20 protein-coding genes are annotated in these 23,758 nt (G+C 67.0%); 15 read left to right on the top strand and 5 right to left on the bottom strand.

What is annotated here, in order from left to right; genetic code table 11:
• Positions 1-64: 64 nt before the first annotated feature.
• Positions 65-1,282: a TCR/Tet family MFS transporter gene (locus J2W22_RS16545; RefSeq protein WP_307119329.1), complete on the bottom strand. Its 1,218-nt coding sequence runs from the start codon at positions 1,280-1,282 to the stop codon at positions 65-67.
• Between the two features lie 253 nt (positions 1,283-1,535).
• Here J2W22_RS16545 and J2W22_RS16540 point away from each other — a divergent pair, with 253 nt between their 5' ends.
• From J2W22_RS16540 to J2W22_RS16505, 8 genes are all read left to right on the top strand, one after another.
• Positions 1,536-2,756 carry an acyl-CoA dehydrogenase family protein gene (locus J2W22_RS16540; RefSeq protein WP_307119328.1) on the top strand — a complete coding sequence of 407 codons (1,221 nt, stop codon included), beginning with the start codon at positions 1,536-1,538 and terminating at the stop codon, positions 2,754-2,756.
• Between the two features lie 166 nt (positions 2,757-2,922).
• Positions 2,923-3,993 carry an acyl-CoA dehydrogenase family protein gene (locus J2W22_RS16535; protein ID WP_307119327.1) on the top strand — a complete coding sequence of 357 codons (1,071 nt, stop codon included), beginning with the start codon at positions 2,923-2,925 and terminating at the stop codon, positions 3,991-3,993.
• Between the two features lie 150 nt (positions 3,994-4,143).
• Positions 4,144-4,317, top strand: a complete 174-nt coding sequence (locus J2W22_RS16530; protein WP_307119326.1) for a hypothetical protein — start codon at positions 4,144-4,146, stop codon at positions 4,315-4,317.
• A gap of 168 nt (positions 4,318-4,485) precedes the next feature.
• Positions 4,486-7,242 carry a TonB-dependent receptor gene (locus J2W22_RS16525; RefSeq protein WP_373422986.1) on the top strand — a complete coding sequence of 919 codons (2,757 nt, stop codon included), beginning with the start codon at positions 4,486-4,488 and terminating at the stop codon, positions 7,240-7,242.
• Positions 7,243-7,357: 115 nt separating this feature from the next.
• Entirely contained in the window at positions 7,358-7,726 is a 369-nt protein-coding gene (locus tag J2W22_RS16520) for a hypothetical protein (protein WP_307119324.1), read from the top strand.
• Between the two features lie 167 nt (positions 7,727-7,893).
• Positions 7,894-8,982, top strand: coding sequence for a DUF5694 domain-containing protein (locus J2W22_RS16515; RefSeq protein WP_307119323.1), 1,089 nt, complete (start codon positions 7,894-7,896; stop codon positions 8,980-8,982).
• A 104-nt stretch (positions 8,983-9,086) separates the two neighbouring features.
• Positions 9,087-11,318 (top strand): TonB-dependent receptor, encoded by a 2,232-nt coding sequence (locus tag J2W22_RS16510; protein ID WP_307119322.1) that lies wholly within the window; start codon positions 9,087-9,089, stop codon positions 11,316-11,318.
• Between the two features lie 14 nt (positions 11,319-11,332).
• A complete protein-coding gene (locus tag J2W22_RS16505) occupies positions 11,333-12,412 on the top strand; it encodes a PepSY-associated TM helix domain-containing protein (RefSeq protein ID WP_307119606.1) in 1,080 nt (359 codons plus the stop codon).
• Here J2W22_RS16505 and prfH read toward each other — a convergent pair.
• From prfH to J2W22_RS16490, 3 genes are all read right to left on the bottom strand, one after another.
• Entirely contained in the window at positions 12,409-13,026 is a 618-nt protein-coding gene (gene prfH / locus J2W22_RS16500; RefSeq protein WP_307119321.1) for a peptide chain release factor H, read from the bottom strand. The genes J2W22_RS16505 and prfH overlap by 4 nt on opposite strands.
• Positions 13,023-14,129, bottom strand: a complete 1,107-nt coding sequence (locus J2W22_RS16495; RefSeq protein ID WP_307119320.1) for an RNA ligase RtcB family protein — start codon at positions 14,127-14,129, stop codon at positions 13,023-13,025. Before J2W22_RS16495 ends, prfH begins: the two co-directional genes overlap by 4 nt.
• A gap of 301 nt (positions 14,130-14,430) precedes the next feature.
• Positions 14,431-15,156 carry an SDR family oxidoreductase gene (locus J2W22_RS16490; protein WP_307119319.1) on the bottom strand — a complete coding sequence of 242 codons (726 nt, stop codon included), beginning with the start codon at positions 15,154-15,156 and terminating at the stop codon, positions 14,431-14,433.
• 150 nt (positions 15,157-15,306) lie between these two features.
• Between J2W22_RS16490 and J2W22_RS16485 the strand changes: the two genes are divergently transcribed.
• Positions 15,307-16,203 carry an AraC family transcriptional regulator gene (locus J2W22_RS16485; protein WP_307119318.1) on the top strand — a complete coding sequence of 299 codons (897 nt, stop codon included), beginning with the start codon at positions 15,307-15,309 and terminating at the stop codon, positions 16,201-16,203.
• Here J2W22_RS16485 and J2W22_RS16480 read toward each other — a convergent pair.
• Positions 16,200-17,438 carry a TetR/AcrR family transcriptional regulator gene (locus tag J2W22_RS16480; protein ID WP_307119317.1) on the bottom strand — a complete coding sequence of 413 codons (1,239 nt, stop codon included), beginning with the start codon at positions 17,436-17,438 and terminating at the stop codon, positions 16,200-16,202. The two genes, J2W22_RS16485 and J2W22_RS16480, sit on opposite strands and share 4 nt — an antisense overlap.
• Positions 17,439-17,581: 143 nt before the next feature.
• On the opposite strand from J2W22_RS16480, the gene J2W22_RS16475 reads away from it, so the two are divergent.
• The 6 genes from J2W22_RS16475 (at position 17,582) to J2W22_RS16450 (ending at position 23,748) form a co-directional block, all read left to right on the top strand.
• Positions 17,582-18,865 carry an acyl-CoA dehydrogenase family protein gene (locus J2W22_RS16475; protein ID WP_307119316.1) on the top strand — a complete coding sequence of 428 codons (1,284 nt, stop codon included), beginning with the start codon at positions 17,582-17,584 and terminating at the stop codon, positions 18,863-18,865.
• Between the two features lie 139 nt (positions 18,866-19,004).
• The gene (locus J2W22_RS16470) at positions 19,005-20,090 is read left to right on the top strand and encodes a Zn-dependent alcohol dehydrogenase (protein WP_307119315.1); all 1,086 of its coding nucleotides are present in this window, start codon (positions 19,005-19,007) and stop codon (positions 20,088-20,090) included.
• Entirely contained in the window at positions 20,087-21,103 is a 1,017-nt protein-coding gene (locus J2W22_RS16465) for a phosphotransferase family protein (protein WP_307119314.1), read from the top strand. The genes J2W22_RS16470 and J2W22_RS16465 overlap by 4 nt, the downstream gene beginning before the upstream one ends.
• 137 nt (positions 21,104-21,240) lie before the next feature.
• Positions 21,241-22,011, top strand: coding sequence for an SDR family oxidoreductase (locus J2W22_RS16460; RefSeq protein WP_307119313.1), 771 nt, complete (start codon positions 21,241-21,243; stop codon positions 22,009-22,011).
• A 100-nt stretch (positions 22,012-22,111) separates the two neighbouring features.
• Complete coding sequence (locus J2W22_RS16455; RefSeq protein ID WP_307119312.1) at positions 22,112-22,897, top strand: SDR family NAD(P)-dependent oxidoreductase; 786 nt, start codon at positions 22,112-22,114, stop codon at positions 22,895-22,897.
• Between the two features lie 92 nt (positions 22,898-22,989).
• Positions 22,990-23,748 (top strand): TonB-dependent receptor, encoded by a 759-nt coding sequence (locus J2W22_RS16450; RefSeq protein ID WP_307119311.1) that lies wholly within the window; start codon positions 22,990-22,992, stop codon positions 23,746-23,748.
• Positions 23,749-23,758 lie beyond the last annotated feature (10 nt).

Below are 23,758 nucleotides of genomic sequence, written 5' to 3'. Positions count from 1 at the left end.
CCCTCCCTGTTGCGGACAGGCTAGAAGAGCGCCGCCGCGAACGCCATACGCAATTTTCGAAAAATCACTCGGGGGCGGGTTCGGATGTGCGACGCATATGGACGAACAGCGCGATGATCAGCGCGGCCAGCGCCATCAGCGTGCCGGCGACGAGGAAGGCGGCGCCGTCGAAGCCGTGGTGCGAGCCGGCCGCCAGCGCCTGGGTGGCGATCAGCGGGCCGAGGATCGCCGCGACGTTGTTCATGCTCGACACGCCGCCCTGCAGCGCGCCCTGGTGCGAGGCGTCGACCATGTTCGACAGCGTGCCGTTGAGCGCCGGATAGGCGAAGGCCCCGAACGCGCCGACCAGGAAGAAGGCATAGACCTGCCAGCCCTGCTGGATGAAGGCATAGGACAGCAGGGTAAACGACGCGCAGCTCAGCGCGATCAGCGCGGCGCCGCGCTCGCCGAAGCGCTTGATCACCCGGCCGGTGAGCAGCGCCTGGACCAGCACGGTGAGGAAGCCGACATAGGCGAGCGACCAGCCGATCGCGGTCGCGTCCCAGCCGAAGCGGATCGCGGCCCAGAAGGACCAGGTCGAGGGATAGACGGTGCCGGCGAGCTGCCAGAAGAACCAGGCGAGCAGCAGCGGCCCGGCATTGCCGGCATGGAAGAGCGGGCGGAAAGCGCCGATGATGTGCGCGTCGGACCAGCGGAACGGGCGGCGGTTCTCCTTGGCCAGCGTCTCGGGCAGCAGGAAGAACATTACCACGGCGTTCAGTGCGGCGCAGATCGCGGCGATCAGGAAGGGCGCGCGCAGGCCCAGGCCCGCGCTGATCCCGCCCAGCGCCGGGCCGAGGATGAAGCCGACGCCGAACGCCGCGCCGATCATCCCGAACACCGCGCTGCGCTTCTCGGGCGGAGTGACGTCGGCGATCACCGCGCTGGCCGGGCCGAAGGTGGCGCCCGCGATACCGGCGATGACGCGGCCGACGAACAGCCACAACAGGCTGGGCGCGGCGGCCATCAGCGCATAGTCGATGGCGAAGGCGATCATCGAGAGGATGAGGACCGGGCGGCGGCCATAGCGGTCGCCGAGATTGCCGAGCACCGGCCCGGCGAAGAAGCCGGCGATGGCGAAGGCGGCGAGCATCCAGCCGGCGATGCGGGTGGCCTCGTCCAGCCCGACATGGCCGAGCTCGGTGACCAGCGCCGGCAGCACCGGCATGACGATGCCGAAGCCGATCACGTCGATGAGCACGGCGATCAGCACGATCGGCACCGCGCGATGTTCGAATTTCATTCTTATCCCCTCTTGGGGTGCGTCTTAGCAGAGGTGGAGGAGAGGGACAGCCGCTTTCCCGTCATCCCGGCGAAAGCCGGGATCTCGTGCGGCTCTTTACCCGCGTCCCGCGCCATCGCCTGAGATCCCGGCTTTCGCCGGGATGACGGTTTGGGGGCTGGGCGACGATTGGGGCCGGATGCCGAATGAGGTGGCTTGACGCCTGTCATTCCGTACCGCAAATTCGAAACTAACAAGAACACCGGAGAGAGCGATGGCCACGGCCCCCGATATCGACGCCTCGGCGAATCCCCTGGATATTTTCCGCGCTGAGGCGCGCGAATGGATTGCGTCCAATTTCCCGCCCAGCCTGAAGGGAAAGGACAATGCAATGTCCGCGGTCGAGGGGCCGCACACCAACTCGCCCGAAGAGGATGCCTGGCAGAAGGCGATGGGCGAGAAGGGCTGGGGCGTGCCGACCTGGCCCAGGGAATATGGCGGCGGCGGGCTCAGCCGGGCCGAGGCGCGGGTGCTGCAGGAAGAGATGCAGCGCGCCGGCGCCTGGAACCCGATCGGCGGCATGGGTGTGATGATGTTCGGCCCGACTTTGCTCGAATATGGCTCGGAAGAGCAGAAGCGCGAGCATATCCCGGCGATCGCCAAGGGGACGGTGCGCTGGTGCCAGGGCTATTCGGAGCCGGGCGCCGGCTCCGACCTCGCTTCGCTCCAGACCTTCGCCGAGGACCATGGCGACCATTATGTCGTCAACGGCCAGAAGACCTGGACCAGCGGCGGCCAATGGGCGGACAAATGCTTCATGCTGGTCCGCACCGACAAGACCAAGAAGCATGAGGGAATCACCTTCGTGCTGTGCGACATGGATGCACCGGGCGTGGAAGTGCGGCCGATCCAGCTGATCTCGGGTAGCTCGCCCTTTTGCGAGACCTTCTTCACCGACGTCAAAGTGCCCAAGAGCAACCGCGTGGGCCAGGAAGGCGAAGGCTGGACGATCGGCAAGCGGCTGCTCCAGCACGAGCGCTCGAGCCTTTCGGGCGGCGGATCGACCGCGGGGCGGATGTTCTCGGGCGCGTCGCTTGGCCAGATCGCCAAGAAATATGTCGGCGTCGATGGCGAGGGACGGATCGCGGACGCCGACCTGCGCGCGCGGATCGCCCGGCACGAGATGGACCTGCGCAGCTTCATGCTGACGCTGCGGCGCACCGCGCTGGAGGCCAAGTCGAACCAGGGGCCGAGCGCCGCCACGTCGATCATGAAGAATGTCGGCGCGCGGATCATGCAGGAGCGCTCCGAGCTGCTGATCGAGATCCGCGGGTTCGCGGGCCTTGGCTGGGAGGGCGAGGGCTTCGAGGAGGACGCACTGAAGGATGTGCGCACCTGGCTCTTCGGCAAGGCGGTGTCGATCTATGGCGGGTCGACCGAGATCCAGAACAACGTGATCGCCAAGCGTATCCTGGGGATGCTGGATCATCAGTGACAACGAGCCCTCTCCCGCTTTCGCGGGAGAGGGTTGGGTGAGGGCCTTCTTCTTCTGCGACACTCGCGGGCAAGAAGAAGACCCTCACCCTCCCACCGCCTACGGCGGCGGGCCCCTCCCTCTCCCGCGAAAGCGGGAGAGGTGTTGAGAGAGGAGAGGGAGTTTTATGGCAATCCTGACCGAAGAACAGACGATGCTGCGCGACATGGCGCGGGAGTGGGCGGACAACGAGGCGCCGGTCAGCGCCTTCCGCAAGATGCGCGATGCGGCGCCGGCTGCGGGCTATGACGCCGCGACCTGGACGGCGCAGGCCGAGATGGGCTGGACCGGCATCCTGGTGCCCGAGGCGCAGGGCGGCGCCGGCATGGGCTATGTCTCGCTGGGCCTGGTGCTCGAGCAGCTCGGCCGCAACCTGGTTGCGACCCCGCTCGCCAGCACCGCGGCGGCGACCAGCGCGATCCTGATGGGCGGCTCGGACGCGCAGAAGGCCGAGTGGCTGCCGAAGATCGCGGCGGGCGAGGTGGTCGCCACGCTGGCGATCGACGAGGGGCCGCGCTTCGATCCGGCGAAGATCGCGACGAAAGTCGAAGGCGGCAAGCTGAGCGGCGTGAAGGCCTTCGTGCCCGAGGGCGACAGCGCGCAGCTGTTCGTGGTGGCCGCGAGCGACGGGCTCTATCTCGTCTCGGGCGATGCGGGCGTGACGCGTGCGCCGCGCCACCTCACCGATAGCCGCAGCCATGCGCAGGTTAGCTTCGACAATGTACCGGCCGAGGCGCTGGGCGGCGGAGTCGAGTTGATCGCGCATGTCGCCGACCGTGCGGCGGCGGCGGCTTCGGCGGAGATGCTCGGCATGGCCGAGAGCGCCTTTGCCCAGACCAACGACTATCTCAAGACGCGTGTCCAGTTCGGCCAGGTGCTGGCGAGCTTCCAGGCGTTGCAGCACCGGATGGCGAAGATGTTCACCGAGCTCGAGCTGTGCCGCTCGGCAGTGGAAGGCGCGCTGGAGGCGATCGACAGCGGCCGGGCCAATGTCGCGCAGGAAGTCAGCCTGGCCAAGGCAGTGGCGAACGAGACGCTGCACCTGGTCAGCCGCGAGATGATCCAGCTGCACGGCGGCATCGGCATGACCGACGAGCATGACGCGGGCTTCTATCTGAAGCGGGCACGGGTGCTGGAGGCGCAATGGGGGAATGCGGCCTGGCACCGGGAGCGGTTTGCGCGGTTGAATGGGTATTGAGGAGCTGAACTCCCCTCCCTGCAAGGGAGGGGTTGGGGGTGGGTTGCGAGCGCAGCGAGCCCGGCTAGCCGGTGGGTAGGAAGAAAAGACCGGGCATCGAGCCCGTTCTTTTCTAACCCACCCCTAGCCCCTCCCTTGCAGGGAGGGGGAATGGTTATCGCGCCATCGCCTGAGATCCCGGCTTTCGCCGGGATGACGATGAAGGAGGCTGGGATGGCGGATGAGAGGATGACGAACAGAGATGCGTCGCTGCCACCCGATACTTCCGCCCTGCCCAAGAAATTTACGCGGATGACGGAATTTTTCGAAGATCGATTCGGCTGAGGGGCTCCGACACGCGCCAGCAACATATGACATTTGCGCAACACTGCTAGTTTAGTCCCCTTTTGCAACCTTTGTTCTGCTTGACGTCCCTCAGGGACCTGTCAGTATTCGAGGATAGGGTATGGAGCCGGCAAAGTGCTCTGGCCCGTGGTGGGAGAGATGATGATGATGCGGTTACGCCTTTTGTCGTGCGTTGCTGTGCCTGCGCTTTCGATCGCGCTGGCAGCCCCTGCCTTTGCGCAGGACACCCAGACACCGCCGGCGGACGCAACTGCCCAGGATCAGGGCCCGAGCGATCCCAACGAGATCGTCGTCACCGCACAGGGCCGCGCCCAGGTGCTGGCCGACGTCCCGCTCGCCGTCTCGGCGGTGACCGCCACTCAGCTCGAGCGCACCGGCGCCAACGACATCCGCGCGCTCAACCAGGTCGCGCCGTCGCTGCTCGTCTCGTCGACCGGCAGCGACGCCAACACCTCGGCCCGCATCCGCGGCGTCGGCACGGTGGGCGACAATCCGGGCCTGGAGAGCTCGGTCGCGACCTTCATCGACGGCGTCTATCGCTCGCGCACCGGCCTTGGCCTCAACGATCTCGGCGAGATCGAGCGCATCGAAGTGCTGCGCGGTCCGCAGGGCACACTGGGCGGGCGCAACGCCTCGGCCGGCATGCTGAGCGTCACCACCAAGGGGCCCGAATTCACCTTTGGCGGCATGGCCGAGGCGACCTATGGCAATTACGATGCGTGGCGCCTGCAGGGCGCGGTGACCGGCCCGCTTTCCGAGCAGGTCGCGTTCCGCCTCGACGGGCTCTATTCGAAGCGCGACGGCTTCTACCACGACGTCAACACCGGGCGGGACATCAACAATCGCGACCGCTACCTGGTGCGCGGCCAGCTGCTGTTCCAGCCGAGCTCGGACCTGTCGGTCCGCCTGATCGCGGACTATAGCCACCGCAAGGAGGATTGCTGCGCCGCCGTCTATGCCACCGCCGACGTCTCGCAGGCCAATGCCTATCTGTCGCCGACCAATCCCGGGCTGATCGCGCCGGGCACGCCGGTGGCGACCGTGCTGACCGGCATCACGGGCACCACCTTCGCGCAATATTTCCCGGCCTATAACGACGCCTATTCGCGCCGCATCGCGACCAGCGCCAACCGCTCCTACACCGGCAAGACCAAGGACTGGGGTATCTCGGGCGAGATCAACTGGAACCTGGGCGGCGTCGAGCTGACCTCGATCACCGCCTATCGCGACTATGACAACACCCAGGCGGCGGACGCCGATTACGGCCTGGCCGACATCCTCTATTTCGGCCCGAAGAGCGGGCGCAGCTTCAAGACCTTCACCCAGGAACTGCGCTTCCATGGCAACGCGCTCGACGGCAAGCTCGACTGGCTGGTCGGCGGCTATTACGCGCATGAGGATCTCGACACCGCCAGCGAGCTCAAGTTCGGCAACGACTATGGCCGCTTCGCCGCCTGCCGCGTGGTCTATGGCTCGTTCAGCGCCTTCTACAATCCGAACAATGTCGGCTGCCTGTCGGCGACCGGTACGGCGGTGCTGAGCAACGCGGCCGGGCCGCTGGGCGCGGCGGGTGCGGCGATGGTCGGCGGGCTGCAGCGGCTCGATACGGTGCGCAACGTCGGCGACGACACGGCGAACTTCGACCAGACCAGCTCGAACTTCGCCTTCTTCACGCACAACATCTTCCACGTGGCCAAGGGCCTCGATCTGACGCTGGGCCTGCGCTACACCAACGAAACCAAGAAGTTGAACGCCAACTTCAACAATACCAACACGATCTGCCCGGCCCAGCAGGCGGCGCTGCTGCCCTTCATGGGCGTGCCCGCGCTGGCGCCGCTCGCCGGCGGCATCATCACGCTGAGCTGCCAGGGCGGATCGTCCTCGGCGCTCAACGCGCTGACGCTCAACGACACGCGCAAGGAGGACAAGTTCACCGGCACGGCGATCCTGTCCTACAAGCCGAGCGATGACGTGATGATCTATGCGAGCTACTCGCGCGGCTACAAGGCGGGCGGCTTCAACCTCGACCGCTCCGCCTTCAAGAACCCGAGCGCGGCCCAGCCGCTGCCGATCTTCCCGATCAGCACCGCCAATGCCGGCTATTATGCCGATGTGCTGCAGTTCGACGAAGAGACGGTGAACGCCTATGAGGCGGGCATGAAGTACTCGACCAAGGGCTTCAACCTGAACGTCGCCGGCTTCCGCCAGGAGTTCAGCAACTTCCAGCTGAACACCTTCAACGGCACGGTATACCTCGTCCAGAACATCAATGGCTGCAAGACGAGCTTGGGCGGCGGCGACCGCGACCTGAGCGCGGCGACCGGCGTGTGCCCGTCGGGCCAGACCAAGCCGGGCCTGGTGTCGACCGGCTTCGAAGTCGAAATGGGCCTGTCGCCGGTGCGCGACCTGAACTTCAACTTCGGCCTGACCTACGCCAAGACCAAATATGCCAACAACCTGGTCGGTTCGAAGAGCGGCGCGCCGCTCGATCCGGCGCTGCGCCTGCTGCCGGGCCAGTTGCTCTCCAATGCGCCGGAACTGGTGGCGACCGGATCGGCGGCCTGGACGCCGTCGCTCGGCGGCAAGCTGCGCGGCCTGCTCTATGTCGATACCCGCGTGGCCGACAACTACAACACCGGCTCGGACCTGTTCCCGCAAAAGGCGCAGGACAGCTTCGTGGTGGTCAATGGCCGTATCGGCATCGGCAGCGAGGACCAGCTCTGGGCGCTCGAGTTCTGGGTCCAGAACGCGACCAAGGCCAATTACATGCAGGTCGGCTTCAGCTCGCCGTTCCAGGCGGTGAGCACCACGCCGACGGCGGGCTATCCGGGCGGGTCGCAGATCTTCTCGGCCTATCTGGCCGAACCGCGGACCTATGGCATCACGCTGCGCTCGCGCTTCTGAATCCCCGGGGAAGGGTGTGGGACGGGTCCGCGGAGAAATCCGCGGGCCCGTTTCGCTTTCAGACGGCGTTCAGGGCGGCGGCGGGAGAAGGGGGCATCAACTCTGGAGATGCCCCATGCGTTCGTTCGCCCTGCCCGTCGTTGCCCTTGTCGCGCTGGCCATGCCGGCCTCTGCCTTCGCGCAGGCGGCGAGCGCGCCGGGATGCGCGGTGCGCGTCGAATTCGCCAGCTATGCGATGGGGATCGATCGCGCGGCGTTCGACCGGGTGCAGGCGCTGCTCAAGCGCGACAGCGGCGTGCGCGGCGTGGAGGTGCAGCGCTGGGGGCGGGAAGGCGAGACCAGTCTCTGCGTCCAGCTGCGCCGGCCGGGCGACGCGCGGCGGGTGTTCGGACGGGTGAAGGCGGCGCTGCCGGCGAAGCCGCGCGGGCCGATCACGGTAGAGGCGCGGGGCGGGTTGCGGTTTGCAGCGCCTCGGGCGCGGTGAGGTGGCGATTGAGCGGGCGCTTCTGGGTGCGACAAAGGGCTTCCGCAGCTTCACCCGATCGGCATCGCGCAATCGTAGCTGAACCGCTTTCCTCTGAAGCATGTGTGTTGTGTGAGTAACACAATGCCGTTACTCCGAGGGGTATGACCGAACCCCGGGGGTATTCCGTGATCCAACTGGCCAATCGATACCTGCTTCTTGTCCTTGCCATGGCCGGGGCGGTGTCCGCCGCCCAGGCGCAGGATTATCGCCCGGCCTTCCATCCCGACCAGCTCAAGGGGCCGCCCGCAGGCAAGCCGAACGAAGTGCTGGTACTGGGCACGGCCCATCTGAGCGGACTGAAGGCGCTTCGCCCGGAGATGGTGGCGCCGCTGCTCGCCCGGCTCGAGGCTTGGCGGCCGACGGCGATCGCCACCGAGGACATGTCCGGCCTGCAGTGCGACAGCCTGCGCCGCTATCCGGTACGCTATGCTTCGACGATCAAGGACTATTGCTACGACAACAAGGCTGCCGCGCAGGCGACCGGGCTCGACGTGCCGGCGGCCAATGCCGAGGCGGAGCGGGTGCTCGCGGAGTGGCCGGCGGCGCCCAGCCCGGCGCAGCGGCGGCATCTGGCGGCACTTTTCCTGGCGGCGGGCGAGAATGGCTCGGCATTGGTGCAATGGCTGCGGCTCGATCCGGCGGAACGGCGCGTCGGCGACGGGCTGAATGCCGAACTCACCGCGATGCTGGACAGGATCAAGGGACGGCGGAACGAGACCAACATGATCGCCGCGCCGCTTGCCGCGCGGCTGGGCCTGGAAAGGGTGTGGAGCGTCGACGACCATTCGGCGGACCGTGAGGACGGTGCGGACGCCAAGGCCGCCGGCGAGGCAGTGATGAAGGCGTGGGACAATCCCGACACGGCAGCGCGGGAGGAAGAAGACAAGGCGCTGGCTGCCGGCCTGGGTCAGCCGGACGGGCTGCTCGACCTGTACCGGGCCTATAACGCGCCCGGGCAGCCGATGCGGACCTATCGATCCGATTTCGGTGCGGCGTTCCTCGAGCCTTCGCCCCAGGGCTATGGCCGGGCCTATCTGGCCTATTGGGAGACGCGCAACCTGCGCATGGTGGCGAATATCCGCGACGTGATCGGTCGCGCGCCGGGTACGCGGCTGCTCGCCATCGTCGGCGCCTCGCACAAGGGCTATTACGAGGCCTATCTGAACCAGATGCACGATGTGCGGCTGGTCGATGCGCTCGTAGTGCTGCGTTGAAAGGTTATTGCGACTAACTTGCATTAGTAGCTCCGCGCTGCTAGCCGCACCCCGATCAAGCCGCTCCGCCTGAGAGCGGCTCCAATTCAGGGGTTCCCAACATCATGTCCGTGCGTGCGCGACTTTCGCTGCTTTCCCTGCCGTTTCTGGCGCTCTCCGCGGCGATGCCCCAGGTTGCGCATGCCCAGCAGGCCGAGCCGCAAAAGGATGGCGAGGCCGACGAGGCGATCGTCGTCACCGCCGCGCGCACGGTGCTGCCGCCCAACGCGCTGCCGCTGACCATCGACGTGATCGACAAGCAGCGGCTCGACCAGCAGATCGCGATCTCCGGATCGGTGACCGATGCGGTGGCGAACCTCACCCCGTCCTTCTCGCCGACCCGGCAGAAGCTGTCGGGCGCGGGCGAGAGCCTGCGGGGGCGCTCGCCGCTTTATGCGATCAACGGCATCCCGCAATCGACCCCGATGCGCGACGGCAGCCGCGACGGCTTCACCATCGACGGCTTCTTCGTTGACCGGGTCGAGCTGATCTATGGCTCGAACGCGCTGCAGGGGATCGGCGGCACCGGCGGCATCGTCAACCAGGTGACGGTAGGTGCGCCGAAGACCGAGGGGATCAGCGGGCGCGTGCTGCTGCAGGGCAGCGCCGACAATGATTTCAGCAAGGACGGGCTGGGCGGCAAGGCTGCCGGGCTGGTCCAGTGGAAGTCGGGCCGGTTCGATGCGACCTTCGGCGCGGCGTTCGAGAAGCGCGGTGTCTTCTATGACGGCGACGGGCGCCGCGTCGGGCTGAACCTGACGCAGGGCGAGACGCAGGATTCGAAAACCGTCTCACTGTTCTCGCGACTTGGCTATCAAGTGGGCGAAACCGGGCGGATCGACCTGATTGCCAGCCGCTTCGAGCTGAAGGGTGATGGCGACTATATTGCAGTGACGGGCAACCGCGCGACGGGCCTGCCGACCAGCGCGGTGCGTGGCGACGCACCGGGCAAGGCTGCGGCGAGCCGCACCGAGAGCGTGGCGCTCACCTATACCGACACTGCGCTGGGCGGCGGCAATTTCGTCGGCCAGATCTTCTTCAACCGCACGCACGACACGTTCGGCGGCGAGATCGCGCCGATCGCGACCTTCCAGGACCCGACGATCGACCCGACCGAGAGGCTGTTCGACCAGTCCGAGAACCGCTCGCGCAAGCTGGGCGCCAAGCTGAGCTACGAGCGCGCGGTGCCGGGCTTCGAGGCGCTGACCGCGACGATCGGCTTCGACGCGCTGGTCGACAAGACCGAGCAGCGGCTGATCGCCACCAACCGCATCTGGGTGCCGCCCAGCGACTTCCGCAGCCTGGCGCCGTTCGCCCAAGCCAACCTCAAGCTGTTCGACGGCAAGCTGCGCCTCGCCGGCGGCCTGCGCTACGAGAATGTCGCGATCAAGATCGACGATTACCACACGCTCGCCTCGACCACCTATGTCGCGCCGAACAAGGCGACTTATGGCGGCGTCGCGGTGGCCGGCGGCAAGCCGAAGTTCGAGGATCTGCTGTTCAACGGCGGCGTGATCGTCGAGCCGGTGACCGGCATCCGCGCCTATGCCAGCTATGCCGAAGGCTTCACCGTGCCCGACATCGGCCGCATCACCCGGGCGATCAAGGCGACGGGCGTCGACCTGGACAATTATCTCGACATCTCGCCGATCGTCTCGAACAACCGCGAGATCGGCGTGGAAGTGAAGCGCGGGCCGCTAGACGGCTCGGTCACCTATTTCTGGTCGTCGAGCGACAAGGGGCAACTGCTGATCGCGCGCGCCGCCGGCATCTTCGACGTGCAGCGCCAGCGGGTGGAGATCCAGGGCCTTGAGGTCAATCTGGGGGTGAAGCTGCCGGTGCCGGGGCTGAAGGCCAGCGTTGGCTATGCGACGCTCAACGGCCGCTACGACGCCGACACGGTGCCCGACGGCAAGGTCGACACCGATCTCGACGGCACCAACATCTCGCCGGACCGCGTCAACCTTGCGGTGGACTATGCGAGCGGGCCGTTCAGCGCGCGCGTGCAGACGCAATTCTATCTGTCGCGCCATTTCGACGGCAAGGCGCGGACGATCGACGACGCCAACCCGCTGCACCCGCAGAAGCTCTTCATGAACGATTTCGGCGGCTATGCGCTGACTGACGCCTATGTCCGCTACCAGACGAAGCTGGGCGGCCTGAGCCTGAGCGTCGCCAACCTGTTCGACAGGATGTACATCGACTACGCGTCGGACACCCGCCTGCCGAACGACAACACGGTCTTCTATGCCGGGCGCGGGCGCACCTTCACGCTGAGCTGGGACTATCGTTTCTGATGCAGCGCGGGGTGATGGGATGGCTCGACCTGGTCCACCGCTGGACCGGCGGTGTGCTGGGGCTGGTGCTGGCGATCATGGGGCTGACCGGCGCGATCCTCGTCCATGAGGAGAGTTGGCTGTCGCTGACGCTTCCTCATGCCGCGGACGTACGCGTGGCGAACCCGAACGCGATCGCGGAGACCACCGCCAAGCTGATGGTGACTGAGCCCAAGGCGCAGGGAATCACCTATGCCAGCGACCGGTTCGGCCTCAACCAGGTTCGCATGGCCAAGGGCGCCGGTGCCTATGCCGACCAGGCGGGCAATGTGGTGACGCGCTGGGGCAGCCAGTGGAGCCGGCCCGAGCAATGGATCTTCGACCTGCACCATCACCTCTTCACCGGCGATACCGGCGAGACGGTGATCGGCATCGCGGGGCTGGCGGCGATCCTGTTCGTGGTCACCGGATCGATCCTGTGGTGGCGCACGCGCAAGACGTTCAAGTTCCGGATCTGGCCCAAGCGAATGAGCCGGCCGATGATCGTGATGCAGCACCGCGACCTGGGCATCGTGATGGCGCCGCTGCTGCTGCTCTCGGCGGTGACGGGGACGATGATGATCTTCAAGCCGTTTGCGGCGATCATCACCGCGCCTTTCTCCTCGCCTTCGGCCGATGCCGCGGCGATGAAGCCGCCCAAGGCGAAGAGTGGGCCGTTGGCCGCCCATCCGGACTGGCGCGCGATCGTGCTGGCGGCGCATGCCCGCTTCCCCGACGCGCAGATCCGCATCCTCTCGCTGCCGCGCAAGGCTGGAGACCCGATCCTGGTGCGGATGAAGCGTGCCGGGGAGTGGCTGCCGAATGGCCGCTCGAATGTGTGGTTCGACGCTGCCGACGGTCATGTGCTGGGATCGATCGATGCGCTGGCGCTGCCCAAGGGGGCGCAGATATTCAACGGCGCCTATCCGCTGCACGCCGCCAAGGTCGGCGGGCTGCTCTACCGGCTGCTGCTCACCGCCTCGGGGCTGACGATGATGCTGCTCGGCAGCCTGGCGGTGTGGACCTTCTGGTTCAGGCGGCCCAAGCCGAAGAAGCTGGCGCGCAAGCCGGCCTAGCCCGGGGAGAATTTCTCTCCCCGGTAGGTCCGGACCGCATTGCCGCGTTCGAGGGCGTGGTTCTGGTCCCATAGTTCGCGCTTGCCCGCGGCAGCGCCCCGTTCGCGTCGTCCCTGGAGCAGCATCGCCAGCTTGAGGCGGGCGATGCTGCGGTTGGCATGTTGCGAGCGCTGGTCTTGCGAGAAGGTCGTCAGGCCCGTTGGCAGGTGGGTGGCGCGCACGGCGCTGTCGGTCTTGTTGACATGCTGTCCGCCTGGCCCCGACGCGCGCATCGTCTGGTAGCGGATGTCAGCATCGCGAAGTTCGGGCACGTCCTCGGGCAAGGGTGCGGGCGAGGCGCCAACGAACCAGTTACGGCGCTTGTGCAGCGGACGGAACGGGCTGGTGCCGATCCACCGGATCGTACCGGTGCGGGCATCGACAAAGGCTTGCGCACCTTCGCCGGAGACCCGCAGCAGCACCGATGCCGTGGGGCTATCCACAGGCTCGACTGGTTCGCAGGTGAGGCCCGCCGCCTGGCCTTCCTGTGCCCAGGCATAGACGAGCCGCTCGACCACCCATTCGCATTCGCGCGGCCCCTGGCCCGAGGACAAGTGGAGAATGATCCCGGTCATGCGCGCCTCGTCTTGTAGGTGACGAGCGGGCGGAGCGTGGCCACGAGATCGACCAGACCGTGCTGCTCCAGATCGTGTACGACCTGGTGGATGTCCTTGTAAGCCTGAGGCGCCTCCTCGAAGATCAGGTCGCGATCCTCGCAGATCACCCGGCTGCCGAGCGCGGTGCGTTCGAGATCGGCGATGCGGAAGCGGCGGCCGAGCTTGTCGCGCGCCTCGCTGCGGCTCCACTTGCGGCCGGCGCCATGCGCGAGCGAGTCGAGGGCGGCGTCGGCCGGTGCGCCGGGGCGAGGCCGTACGAGATAGGTCATGTCGCCGCGCGAGCCGGGGATGACGACCAGTCCCTTGTCCGCCGGTGCCGCGCCCTTGCGGTGCAACCAGCCGTCCCGGTGGGGCGTGACGCTGTTGTGGCAGATGTCGAGCAGGCGCGCGCCCTCAGCGCCGAGGCGATCGAGGAAACGCTCGGCGATCACCACGCGGTTGAGCATCGCCCAGCGCACCGCCGCGTCATGCTCGGCGAGATAGGCCACGCAATCGGACGTGCCGGTGGCGAGGCCGTCGACATTATGGCGGGCGCGGTGCCGGTCGAGGATCGCCTGGCCGAGGCCGCGCGAGCCGCTATGCACCATCAGGTGCACCGCCCGTGCGTCGAGGCCCAGTTCTGCGAACAGGTCGGCGTCGAACACTTCCTCGAAGCGCAGCAGCTCCGCGAAGTGGTTGCCGCCGCCGATCGTGCCGAGCGCGTCGCAGGGCAGAGCGGGGAGGTCCGCCTCGGCAAGGCGCGCGGCGACGTCGCCCTCCCAGGCCTCCTCCAGCCCGTGCAGCTTGCGGACGGCGGTGTCGGGGCGGAACTTGCGCAGTTTCATGCCCGTCCGCCACAGCCCCATGCCGCAGCCGATGTCGCTGCCGACGAGATGCGGATAGACCAGTCCGCGAGACCAGAAGGCCGCGCCGACCGCGATGCCGCGTCCCGCATGGAGATCGGGCAGGCCGACGACCGCTTCGATGCCAGGCAGCGCAGCGGTCTGGTGGAGCTGCTCGATCGCAAGCTGCTCGATCCAGCTTTCGGGCGACGCGACGATGTGGATGCTTGCCGTGGTCATGGCTGGACCTCCCCGGAAACGAGGAAGGACGGCAGGCGACGGATTGCAGTATCGAATGATGCCGCGGCGTCATGGCCGCGGAAAAGGGTCAGGCGATCAAAGTCACCTGCAAGGGACTTGCCCATGTGGAATGTTCCCGAACTCGGAAAATGGAAGTGGCGATGAGAGCGGTAATGGTCTGCATGGGCTCACTCCTTTCCTGAGTTGGGGTTACCGGCGGCGCCACTAGCCGAATTGTTCCGGGGGATCAATGGTGCACAGATGCCGGGCCTCCGGCGCGCGAAGACCCGGCAATTACGGCTTACATGTTGGCGGCGGTGGGGCGGACGATCACTTCGTTGACATCGACGCCGTCGGGCTGCTCGAGGGCATAGCGGATCGCACGGGCGATCGCGTCCGGGGTCAGCGACTTCTGGCGCCAGTCCTTGAGCGCGGCGGCGACCTGGGGATCGCTGATGTCGTCGCCCAGTTCGGTGGCGGTGACGCCCGGCGAGATGATCGTCGCGCGGATATCGTCATGCTCCTGGCGCAGGCCCTCGGTGATCGCCCAGACCGCGTATTTGGTGCCGCAATAGACCGCGGCGGTCGGCAGGACGAGGTGGGCGCCGACCGAAGCGACGTTGACGACATGGCCGTTCTGCTGGGCGACGAAGCGCGGCAGCACCGCGGCGATGCCGTTGAGCACGCCGTGGATATTGACATCGATCATCCGCTTCCACTCGTCGGTCTTGAGCGCGGCGAGCGGCGAGAGCGGCATCACGCCGGCATTGTTGATCAGCACGTCGACCCGGCCGAACTTCGCTTCCGCGGCGTCGGCAAAGGCCTTGAAGTTCGCCGCATCGGTGACGTCGAGCTCGCGCCAGGCGATGTTGGGGCCGAGCTGCTCGGCCAGCGCCTGGAGCCGGTCGCCGCGGCGGGCGCCGATGAACAGCCTGGCGCCGGTTGCCGCCAACTCGCGGACCGTGGCTTCGCCGATGCCGCTGGAGGCGCCGGTGATGAGGATGACCTTGTCGCTAAGTCCCGTCATGGTTCGTTCCTTCTCGTCTGGAATGACGAGGCAGGATTTGGGGCAGGGAAGGGTTCGGGCGGTAGAGCGATTGGCCGAAGGGATTGCACGATCCTCCAAATGTGGATGGATGCGCTTGCGTGCTTCTCTCGCATGAGGGAAGCAGGCAGCATGCACAATATCGCCGCCCTCGCCACGCTGATCGAACGGCACACGCCGGAAACCGGGATTTCGGGTACTGCGATAGGGCGACTGTCGCTGATCCGGGCGGACCAGCCGAGTCTGCCGATCCCGTCTGTCTATGAGGCATCGCTTTGCCTGATCGCCCAGGGATCGAAGCGCGTGTCGCTCGGCGACCATGACGTGGTCTATGATGCGTCACGCTATCTGCTGGTCTCGGTCGACCTGCCGCTGGTCGGGCTTGTGCTCGAGGCGAGCCCGGACGCGCCCTATCTGTGCTGCAAGATCGATCTGGACCTGCCGGCGCTGGCCGACCTGATGATCGCGGAGGGAGAGGCCGGGCCGCAGCGCGACTTGCCGGCGCTGGCAGTCTATCCGGGGGATGCCGACCTGATCGATGCCGCCTGCCGGCTGGTCAAGCTGCTCGACCGGCCCGAGAGCATCGCGGCGCTGGCGCCGCTGATTGAGCGGGAGATCCTGTACCGCTTGCTCACCGGGCCGCATGGCGGGACGCTGCGGCGGATGGCGAAGGGCGACAGCCATCTCGGCCAGATCAGCCGGGCGATCGCGCGGATCCGAAGCGGGTATGACCGGCAGCTGCGGATCGAGGACATTGCCGATGCGGCGGGGATGAGCCCGTCGTCGCTGCACGCCCATTTCAAGGCGGTGACCCGGATGACGCCGCTCGAATATCAGAAGCAGCTCCGCCTGCAGGAAGCGCGCCGGCTGATGATGGCCGAGGGCGCGAGCGCGGGCTCGGCGGGGTTCGCGGTCGGCTATGACAGTCCGTCGCAGTTCAGCCGGGAATATCGCCGGTTGTTCGGCGCGCCGCCGCGGCAGGATATCGAGCGGTTGCAAGCGGCGGGGGAGCTGGCGGAGGCGCTCTAGCCTGCCAGCACCCGATCGTCGAACAGGCCGAAGGCGATGGTCGAGGCGTAATAGGCCACCGCCTTGTCGCGCGGCATGGTGCTGGCCCATTTGCGCATGTCGAAGGCGGCGTTCTGAAGGGCCATCAGCGTCTGCGAGGCGACCAGCGGGTCGATCGCGCGGATCGAGCCCTGGGCGATGCCGTCGGACAGCAGGCCGGCGAAGCGGCGGGCGATGCGGTTCGAGCGGTCGATCATCGTCGAGCGGACCTGGGGCGGCAGACCGGAGAGCGCGGTGGTGCGCAGCAAGGGCCCGCGTTCGCTGAACTGATAGTCGAGCAGCGTGGCGATCGTGCTTTCGAGCTGCTCCCAATGCGTGCCGCCGGCGGTCTCGGCCAGGCGCTGGGCATCGGCGATGATGTCGAAGCTGCGCTTGTAGCAGGCGATGACCAGATCGTCCTTGGCATCGAGATGGTGGTAGAAGCTGCCCTTGGTGACGTTGAGCTCGCTGGCGATCTTCTGGACCGAGGCGCCGCGATAGCCGAGCTCGTTGATCAGCCGCGTGGCGGCGAGGAGAAAGGCCTCGCGGCCTGGCTCGGGCTCGTCATGCTCGAGGTCGAGCATGTGCGGGGTCCAGGCCTGGCCGGGCGCGGCGATGCCCGTGCGGAACACGTCCATGAGGCGCGCCTCGACGCGGGGATATTCATCGACTTCGTAACGAGGCAGCCAGGCGGTCAGCCAGAAGGTGTTCTCGAGCAGCACGTGCGCGCGAGCACCATGGAGGTCGGTCTCGGCGCGGCTGGCGGGGGTGCCCCAGAGCGCGCGGGTCTTGCGGAACACGCCGCGCCAGCGATCGAGCAGCTCGCGCTTGATCGGGCCTTCCATGGCGCGCAGGTCCGAGAGGATCGCGAAGTCGCGCTCCTCGCCCCGGCGGATGCGGGCGAGCCGCTCCATGTTGATGTTGAGATAGCGGCCGACCCGGGCTTCGGGCGTCGACTCCTTGCCGGCATCGTCGAGCATCGCCTCGAGCCGGTCGAGCGTCTGCTCGAAGGCGGCGGCGGCAAGGTCTTCCTTGCGCTTGAAATAATAGGTGACCGACGTGGTGTTGAGGCCGACGCGGCGGGCCACGTCGGCAAAGGTCATCCCCTTGGCGCTCTGTTCGTTGATCGCGTCCGCCGCCGCGGCGAGGATCGCGTCCCGCTTGGCCTGGAAGCGTTTCGTCGCGCTTGCGGTTTCTAGTTTCCCCGGTGCATTCATTGCAACCAGTCTAGCGGATTTGACGGCTAGCCAAAGCGGTTTTTTGAATCGAGGTTGTGCCGATTTTCGCGCCGGCCCGACTTTACCGAATATCCGGTATGCTCTACGCCGATCCGTGAAGCAGAAAACGGAGAGGATGCGCCATGGATTTCACGCTGAGCGAGCGCGAGACCTATTTCCGCGACCGCGTGAAGGCCTTTATCGACACCAGGATCCGGCCTCGCGACGGCGACTATCATGCCCAGCAGAAGCAGGGTGAGCGCTGGAAGGTGCTGCCGGTGATCGAGGAGGTGAAGGCCGAGGCCAGGGTTGCGGGCCTGTGGAACTTCTTCATGCCGCCGCATTCGGGCCAGGCGCATGTCGACGACAGTTTCGAGTTCCAGGGCACGCAACTGACCAACCTCGAATATGCGCTGTGCGCCGAGGAGATGGGGCGGCTCGGCTGGGCGTCGGAGTGTTTCAACTGCTCCGCACCGGACACGGGCAACATGGAGGTGCTCCACCGCTACGGCACCCGGGCGCAGAAGGACCAGTGGCTCAAGCCGCTGATGCAGGGCGAGATCCGCTCGGCCTTCCTGATGACCGAGCCGGCGGTGGCGAGCTCGGACGCGACCAATATCCAGACCAGCATGGTGCGCGACGGCAATCATTATGTGATCAACGGGCGGAAATGGTGGAGCAGCGGTGTGGGCGACCCGCGCTGCGCGGTCTCGATCGTGATGGGCAAGACCGATACGGGCGCCGCCAAACATGCCCAGCAGAGCATGATCCTGGTGCCGATGGACGCCCCCGGCGTGAAGATCGAACGGATGCTTTCGGTTTTCGGGTATGATCATGCGCCGCATGGGCACGGCGAAGTGGTTCTCGAGAATGTCCGCGTGCCGGTCGAGAACATGCTGCTCGGCGAAGGGCGCGGCTTCGAGATCGCACAGGGGCGGCTCGGGCCGGGCCGCATCCATCACTGCATGCGGACGATCGGGGTCGCCGAGGAAGCGATCGAGGCGATGTCCAAGCGGCTCGTTAGTCGCGTCGCGTTCGGCAAGCGTCTCTCGGACCATTCGGTGTGGGAGCAGCGCATCGCCCGCGCGCGGATCGACATCGAGATGACCCGTCTGCTCTGCCTGAAGGCGGCGGACATGATGGACAAGGCGGGCAACAGGGCGGCGCAGCTTGAGATCGCGATGATCAAGGTGCAGGCGCCGCAGATGGCGCTGCAGATCATCGACGACGCGATCCAGGCGCATGGCGGTGCGGGCGTCTCGGGCGACTTCCACCTCGCGCATGACTGGGCGGGCATCCGCACGCTGCGGCTCGCGGACGGTCCGGACGAGGTGCATGCCCGGGCGATCGCGCGGAACGAGTTCGGGAAGTACGCGGACTTCAAGGCGGACCGGGCGTCTTCGGGAGATGTTGGGGTCAGCCGCTAAGCCACGCCGTCATCCCCGCGAAAGCGGGGACCCATCTCCCACGCCCTCGGCAAACGCGCCGGTGCAGGCGGGGATAATCCGGGAGATGGGCCCCCGCTTTCGCGGGGGTGACGAAGAGAAGGTGACGAGAGGGAGAGTGATGAAAGCAGCCGTTCTCTACGAAGCGGGCAAGCCGCTCGAGATCACCGATATCCGGGTTTCCAAGCCTGGCCCGCGCGAGGTGCTGATCCGTACCGCGGCGGTGGGGGTGTGCCGGTCCGACCTGCACTTCGTCGACGGCGCCTTCCCGCATCCGGTGCCGACGGTGCCGGGGCATGAGGCGGCGGGGGTGATCGAGGCGGTGGGATCGGACGTCGCGCATCTGAAGGTGGGAGACCATGTCATCACCTTCTTCACCGTCTTCTGCGGCAGCTGCGAGATGTGCGTGACCGGGCGGCCGTCGCTCTGCATCGATCCCTCGACCCGGCGCCCGGCCGATGCCGAGCCGCGGCTGAGCCTAGGCGACGGCACGCCGCTCGCGCCGTTCCTCAACCTCTCGGCCTATGCCGAGATGATGCTGGTGCACGAAAACGCCTGTGTGGCGATCTCGAAGGAGATGCCGCTGGATCGCGCGGCGCTGCTCGGCTGCGCGGTGATCACCGGCGCCGGGGCGATCTTCAACGACAGCCGGGTGCGCCCCGGGGAGAGCGTCGCGGTGATCGGTGCGGGCGGGATCGGGCTTGCCGCGATCAATGCCGCCAAGATCGCCGGGGCGGGCACAATCCTGGCGGTCGACCCGGTGCCGGAGAAACGCGAGCTGGCGCTGAAGCTGGGCGCCACCCATGCGCTGGACGCGATGGCCGAGGGGCTGGCCAAGGATGTGCTCAAGCTTACCGGCGGCGGCGTCCATTATGCGATCGAGGCGGTCGGGCGGCCGAACACCGCCGAGCTCGCCTGGAACATCCTGCGACGCGGCGGCACCGCGACGATCCTGGGGATGATCGCGCCGGGGGGCAATGTCAGCCTGCCCGGGCCGACCTTCCTGACCGGCAAGAAGATCCAGGGATCGCTGCTGGGTAGCACGCGCTTCCCGATCGACATGCCGCGATTGGTGCAGATGTATCTCGACGGGCTGCTCGATCTCGACACGATGGTCGCCGAGCGGATCAGGCTCGAGGACGTCAACGACGCGCTCGCCAAGCTGCGCAAGGGCGACAGCGTGCGCTCGGTGATCGAATTCGCATGAGCGACCTGGACGAAGCCAAGCTGGCGGACTGGCTGTCGGCCAATGTGGGCGGTTTCGCAGGGCCGATCGCGGTGACCAAGTTCGCCGGCGGACAGAGCAACCCGACCTATCGGATCGATGCGGGCAGCGGCTCTTATGTGCTCCGGCGCAAGCCGTTCGGGCCGATCCTGCCCTCGGCGCATGCGGTGGAGCGCGAATATGCGCTGATCGCGGCCCTGCACCCGACCGGCTTCCCGGTCGCGCGGCCCTATGGGCTTTGCGAGGACCCGGAAGTGCTGGGTTCGCCCTTCTACATCATGGAGATGGTCGAGGGGCGGACGCTGTGGGACGGATCGCTGCCCGGTCTCACCCCGGCCGAGCGGACGGTGCACTATAATGCGATCGTCGACACGCTCGCGGCCTTGCACGCGGTGGACTACGAAGCGGTCGGGCTGGGCAGCTATGGCAAGCCGGGCAACTATTTCGCCCGCCAGGTCGAGCGCTGGACCAAGCAGTACCGGATGAGCGAGACCGATCAGTTGCCCGAGATGGAGCGGCTGATCGAGTTCCTGCCGCGCACCCTGCCCGAGCAGACGCGGACCAGCATCGTCCATGGCGATTTCCGCATCGACAACATGATCTTCGCGCCAGCCGAACCGCGCGTGCTGGCGGTGCTCGACTGGGAGCTGTCGACGCTCGGCGATCCGCTGGCGGACTTCTCCTATTTCCTGATGAGCTGGGCGACCGAGCCCGAGGGGCGCTCGGGGGTAAAGGGGCTCACGGGGCCGGAGACGGGCATCCCGACGATCGAGGATGTCGTGGCGCGCTACTGCACGGCGACCGGGCGGGAGGGGGTGCCCGACCTCAACTGGTACTTTGCGTACAATCTCTTCCGGCTGGCGGGGATCGTGCAGGGGATCAAGAAGCGGATGCTCGACGGCAATGCGTCGAGCGCGAACGCGGCGGCGACGGTGGAGCGGCTGCCCGGGCTGGTGGCGCAGGCCTGGCATTTCGCGCGGGAGGCGGGGGCGTGATGCGCTCACAGCCGTCATCCCCGCGAAAGCGGGGACCCATCTCCTTCGCTTTCAGCGCGCGCCACGGCGGTGGTTGTTCCTGGCATCTGCACGAGATGGGCCCCGGCTTTCGCCGGGGTGACGACTAAGGAGGGAACATGGTTTCGGGACTATTCGACCTGACCGGCAAGGTGGCAATCGTCACCGGTTCCTCGCGCGGGATCGGCAAGGCTTCGGCCGAAGCGCTGGCGGATGCCGGCGCGAAGGTGGTGATCTCCAGCCGAAAGCAGGATGCCTGTGACGAGGTCGCCGCCGAGATCAATGCCAGGCATGGCGAGGGAACCGCGCTGGCGGTGGCGGCGAGCATCTCGGACAAGGAAGCGCTGAAGCACCTGGTCGAGGAGACGCGGCGGGTGTTCGGGCGGGTGGACGTGCTGGTCTGCAATGCGGCGTCCAACCCCTATTACGGGCCGCTCGAGGGGATCGCCGACGACCAGTTCCGCAAGATCCTCGACAACAACATCCTCTCCAACCACTGGCTGATCCAGATGGTGGCGCCCGAGATGCGCGAGCGCCGCGACGGCTCGATCGTGATCGTCTCGTCGATCGGGGGCTTGCGCGGATCGCCGGTGATCGGGGCGTATAACGTCTCCAAGGCGGCCGACCTGCAGCTCGCGCGCAACTATGCGGTGGAGTTCGGGCCGGACAATGTGCGGGTCAACTGCATCGCGCCGGGGCTGATCAGGACCGATTTCGCCCGCGCGCTGTGGGAGGATCCCGAGCGGGCCAAGGCGACCAACGCCACCACCCCGCTGCGGCGGATCGGCGAGCCGGAGGAGATTGCCGGGGCGGTCGTGTATCTCGCCAGCCGGGCGAGCGCGTTCATGACCGGGCAGGCGATGGTGATCGATGGCGGGGTGACGATCTAAACTTGTGCTCCTGCGAAAGCAGGAGCCCAGAGTTGCGGAGGGGGCGACGTTTGTGGCCCTGGGCTCCTGCTTCCGCAGGAGCACGTGGAAGGGGATTTCGATGCAGTTCGCAGGCAAGGTTGCAATCGTTACCGGCGCAGGTTCGGGGATCGGGCGGGCGACCGCGCGGGCGTTTGCCGAGGCAGGCGCCAAGGTGGTCGCGGCCGATCTGAGCGAAGCGGTGAACGAGACCGTCGCCGGGCGCGAGGGCATGATCGCGGTGCATATGGATGCGGGCGATGAGGCCGATGTCGAGCGCACGGTTGCGCTGGCGGTCGATACGTTCGGCGGGCTCGACATCTTCTACGCCAATGCCGGCATCTCGGGCGGCGCGACCGGCATCTTCGATACGCCGACCGAGCTCTGGACCGAAGTGTTGCGGGTAAACCTGATCGGGCCAGCGCTGGCGATCAAGCATGCCGGGCCGAAGATCGTCGAGCGGGGTGGCGGGGCCATTATCTGCACCGCGAGCGTGGCGGGGCTGCGCTCGGGCGCCGGCGGGCCGGCTTACTCGGCGAGCAAGGCGGGGGTGATCAACCTGGTCCAGACCGCTGCGCAGCAGTTCGCGGGATCGGGCGTGCGGGTGAACGCGATCTGCCCGGGACTGATCGAGACCGGCATGACCGAGCGCGCCTTCACCTATGCCCGCGAGAACGGCAAGGAGGACAAGCTCGGCCGGCTCAACCCGCTGCGCCGTGCCGGCCAGCCCGAGGAGATCGCGCGGGTTGCGCTGTTCCTCGCCAGCGACGCGGCGAGCTATGTCAATGGCCAGGCCTGGGTGGTGGATGGCGGGCTGTCGTCGAGCCATCCGGTGACGCGGCAGGAATTCGGCAAGCCGGCCTTCTAGGGCGCAGGAACCTTCCCGAAGCGGATCGAAGCGCGATTGACTCGAGTCCGCGCGCAGGTCAGCCTCCGCGCAAAGCAGGAGAGGGGGACTGCATGTGGGGCATAGTGCGTGGCGCGATCCTGGCCGGGCTGCTCGTCGCGGTGGCAACGCCGGCGATGGCCCAGGAGGATGATGGCGGCGGGGCTGGCGAGATCATCGTCACCGGCCTGCGCAGGCTCAATCCCGATGACGATGACGACAACAAGACGGTGAAGCCCATTCCCGTGCCGGCGGCGGTGCAGACGCTGCGGCGCACCGCGGACTTTGCCGTGCAGCAGGTCGTCATCGTCAGCGACACGGTGGGAGAGGAGCCGGCCCGCGCGGAAGTGCTGGCGATGACGCGCAAGGCGATCGATCTGTCCGCCGGCGCGGGCACGTTGCTGGCAACCGGCGAGCTGGTGGTCGAGCCGCTGACTGCCGGCAACTACAAGGAACTGGTATTCATCGACGATGACGACGAGTTCGACGGCGAGCTGGTCAAGTTCCTGGTCAAGGTACCGCTGGCGCCGGGCATCGATGCCAAGGCGGCGCTGGCCAAGATCGAGCGGTTCATGAAGTCGGTTCCCGCCGTCGGGCGGGCGGAAATCAAGCCCTATAGCGAGCTGACGCTGAGCGTGGTGAATCCCGAACAGTATCGGGGCGCGATCATCGACCTGGTGGCGAAGGATACGGCGGCGACCAGCGCGCGCTTCGGGGCGGGCTATGGCGTCGAGGTCACCGGGCTCGACCGGCCAGTGCAGTGGAAGCGGGCGGGGCTCACCGAGGTGCAGCTGTTCCTGCCCTCCGCCGCCACCGTGCAGCCGCGCAACTGATCGGGAGATG

Origin of the sequence: Sphingomonas kyeonggiensis (assembly GCF_030812785.1) — a bacterium.
Classification (GTDB): Bacteria; Pseudomonadota; Alphaproteobacteria; order Sphingomonadales; family Sphingomonadaceae; genus Sphingomonas; species Sphingomonas kyeonggiensis_B.
The sequence above is the reverse complement of the archived record's forward strand: the minus strand, read 5'-3'. Positions and strand labels throughout refer to the sequence as shown.

Excerpts from the sequence above, each read along its gene's own strand:
- J2W22_RS16545 (WP_307119329.1), bottom strand. The coding sequence starts at position 1,282 with ATGAAATTCGAACATCGCGCGGTGCCGATCGTGCTGATCGCCGTGCTC.
- J2W22_RS16540 (WP_307119328.1), top strand. The coding sequence starts at position 1,536 with ATGGCCACGGCCCCCGATATCGACGCCTCGGCGAATCCCCTGGATATT.
- J2W22_RS16535 (WP_307119327.1), top strand. The coding sequence starts at position 2,923 with ATGGCAATCCTGACCGAAGAACAGACGATGCTGCGCGACATGGCGCGG.
- J2W22_RS16530 (WP_307119326.1), top strand. The coding sequence starts at position 4,144 with ATGGTTATCGCGCCATCGCCTGAGATCCCGGCTTTCGCCGGGATGACG.
- J2W22_RS16525 (WP_373422986.1), top strand. The coding sequence starts at position 4,486 with ATGCGGTTACGCCTTTTGTCGTGCGTTGCTGTGCCTGCGCTTTCGATC.
- J2W22_RS16520 (WP_307119324.1), top strand. The coding sequence starts at position 7,358 with ATGCGTTCGTTCGCCCTGCCCGTCGTTGCCCTTGTCGCGCTGGCCATG.
- J2W22_RS16510 (WP_307119322.1), top strand. The coding sequence starts at position 9,087 with ATGTCCGTGCGTGCGCGACTTTCGCTGCTTTCCCTGCCGTTTCTGGCG.
- J2W22_RS16505 (WP_307119606.1), top strand. The coding sequence starts at position 11,333 with ATGGGATGGCTCGACCTGGTCCACCGCTGGACCGGCGGTGTGCTGGGG.
- prfH (WP_307119321.1), bottom strand. The coding sequence starts at position 13,026 with ATGACCGGGATCATTCTCCACTTGTCCTCGGGCCAGGGGCCGCGCGAA.
- J2W22_RS16495 (WP_307119320.1), bottom strand. The coding sequence starts at position 14,129 with ATGACCACGGCAAGCATCCACATCGTCGCGTCGCCCGAAAGCTGGATC.
- J2W22_RS16490 (WP_307119319.1), bottom strand. The coding sequence starts at position 15,156 with ATGACGGGACTTAGCGACAAGGTCATCCTCATCACCGGCGCCTCCAGC.
- J2W22_RS16485 (WP_307119318.1), top strand. The coding sequence starts at position 15,307 with ATGCACAATATCGCCGCCCTCGCCACGCTGATCGAACGGCACACGCCG.
- J2W22_RS16480 (WP_307119317.1), bottom strand. The coding sequence starts at position 17,438 with ATGAATGCACCGGGGAAACTAGAAACCGCAAGCGCGACGAAACGCTTC.
- J2W22_RS16475 (WP_307119316.1), top strand. The coding sequence starts at position 17,582 with ATGGATTTCACGCTGAGCGAGCGCGAGACCTATTTCCGCGACCGCGTG.
- J2W22_RS16470 (WP_307119315.1), top strand. The coding sequence starts at position 19,005 with ATGAAAGCAGCCGTTCTCTACGAAGCGGGCAAGCCGCTCGAGATCACC.
- J2W22_RS16465 (WP_307119314.1), top strand. The coding sequence starts at position 20,087 with ATGAGCGACCTGGACGAAGCCAAGCTGGCGGACTGGCTGTCGGCCAAT.
- J2W22_RS16460 (WP_307119313.1), top strand. The coding sequence starts at position 21,241 with ATGGTTTCGGGACTATTCGACCTGACCGGCAAGGTGGCAATCGTCACC.
- J2W22_RS16455 (WP_307119312.1), top strand. The coding sequence starts at position 22,112 with ATGCAGTTCGCAGGCAAGGTTGCAATCGTTACCGGCGCAGGTTCGGGG.
- J2W22_RS16450 (WP_307119311.1), top strand. The coding sequence starts at position 22,990 with ATGTGGGGCATAGTGCGTGGCGCGATCCTGGCCGGGCTGCTCGTCGCG.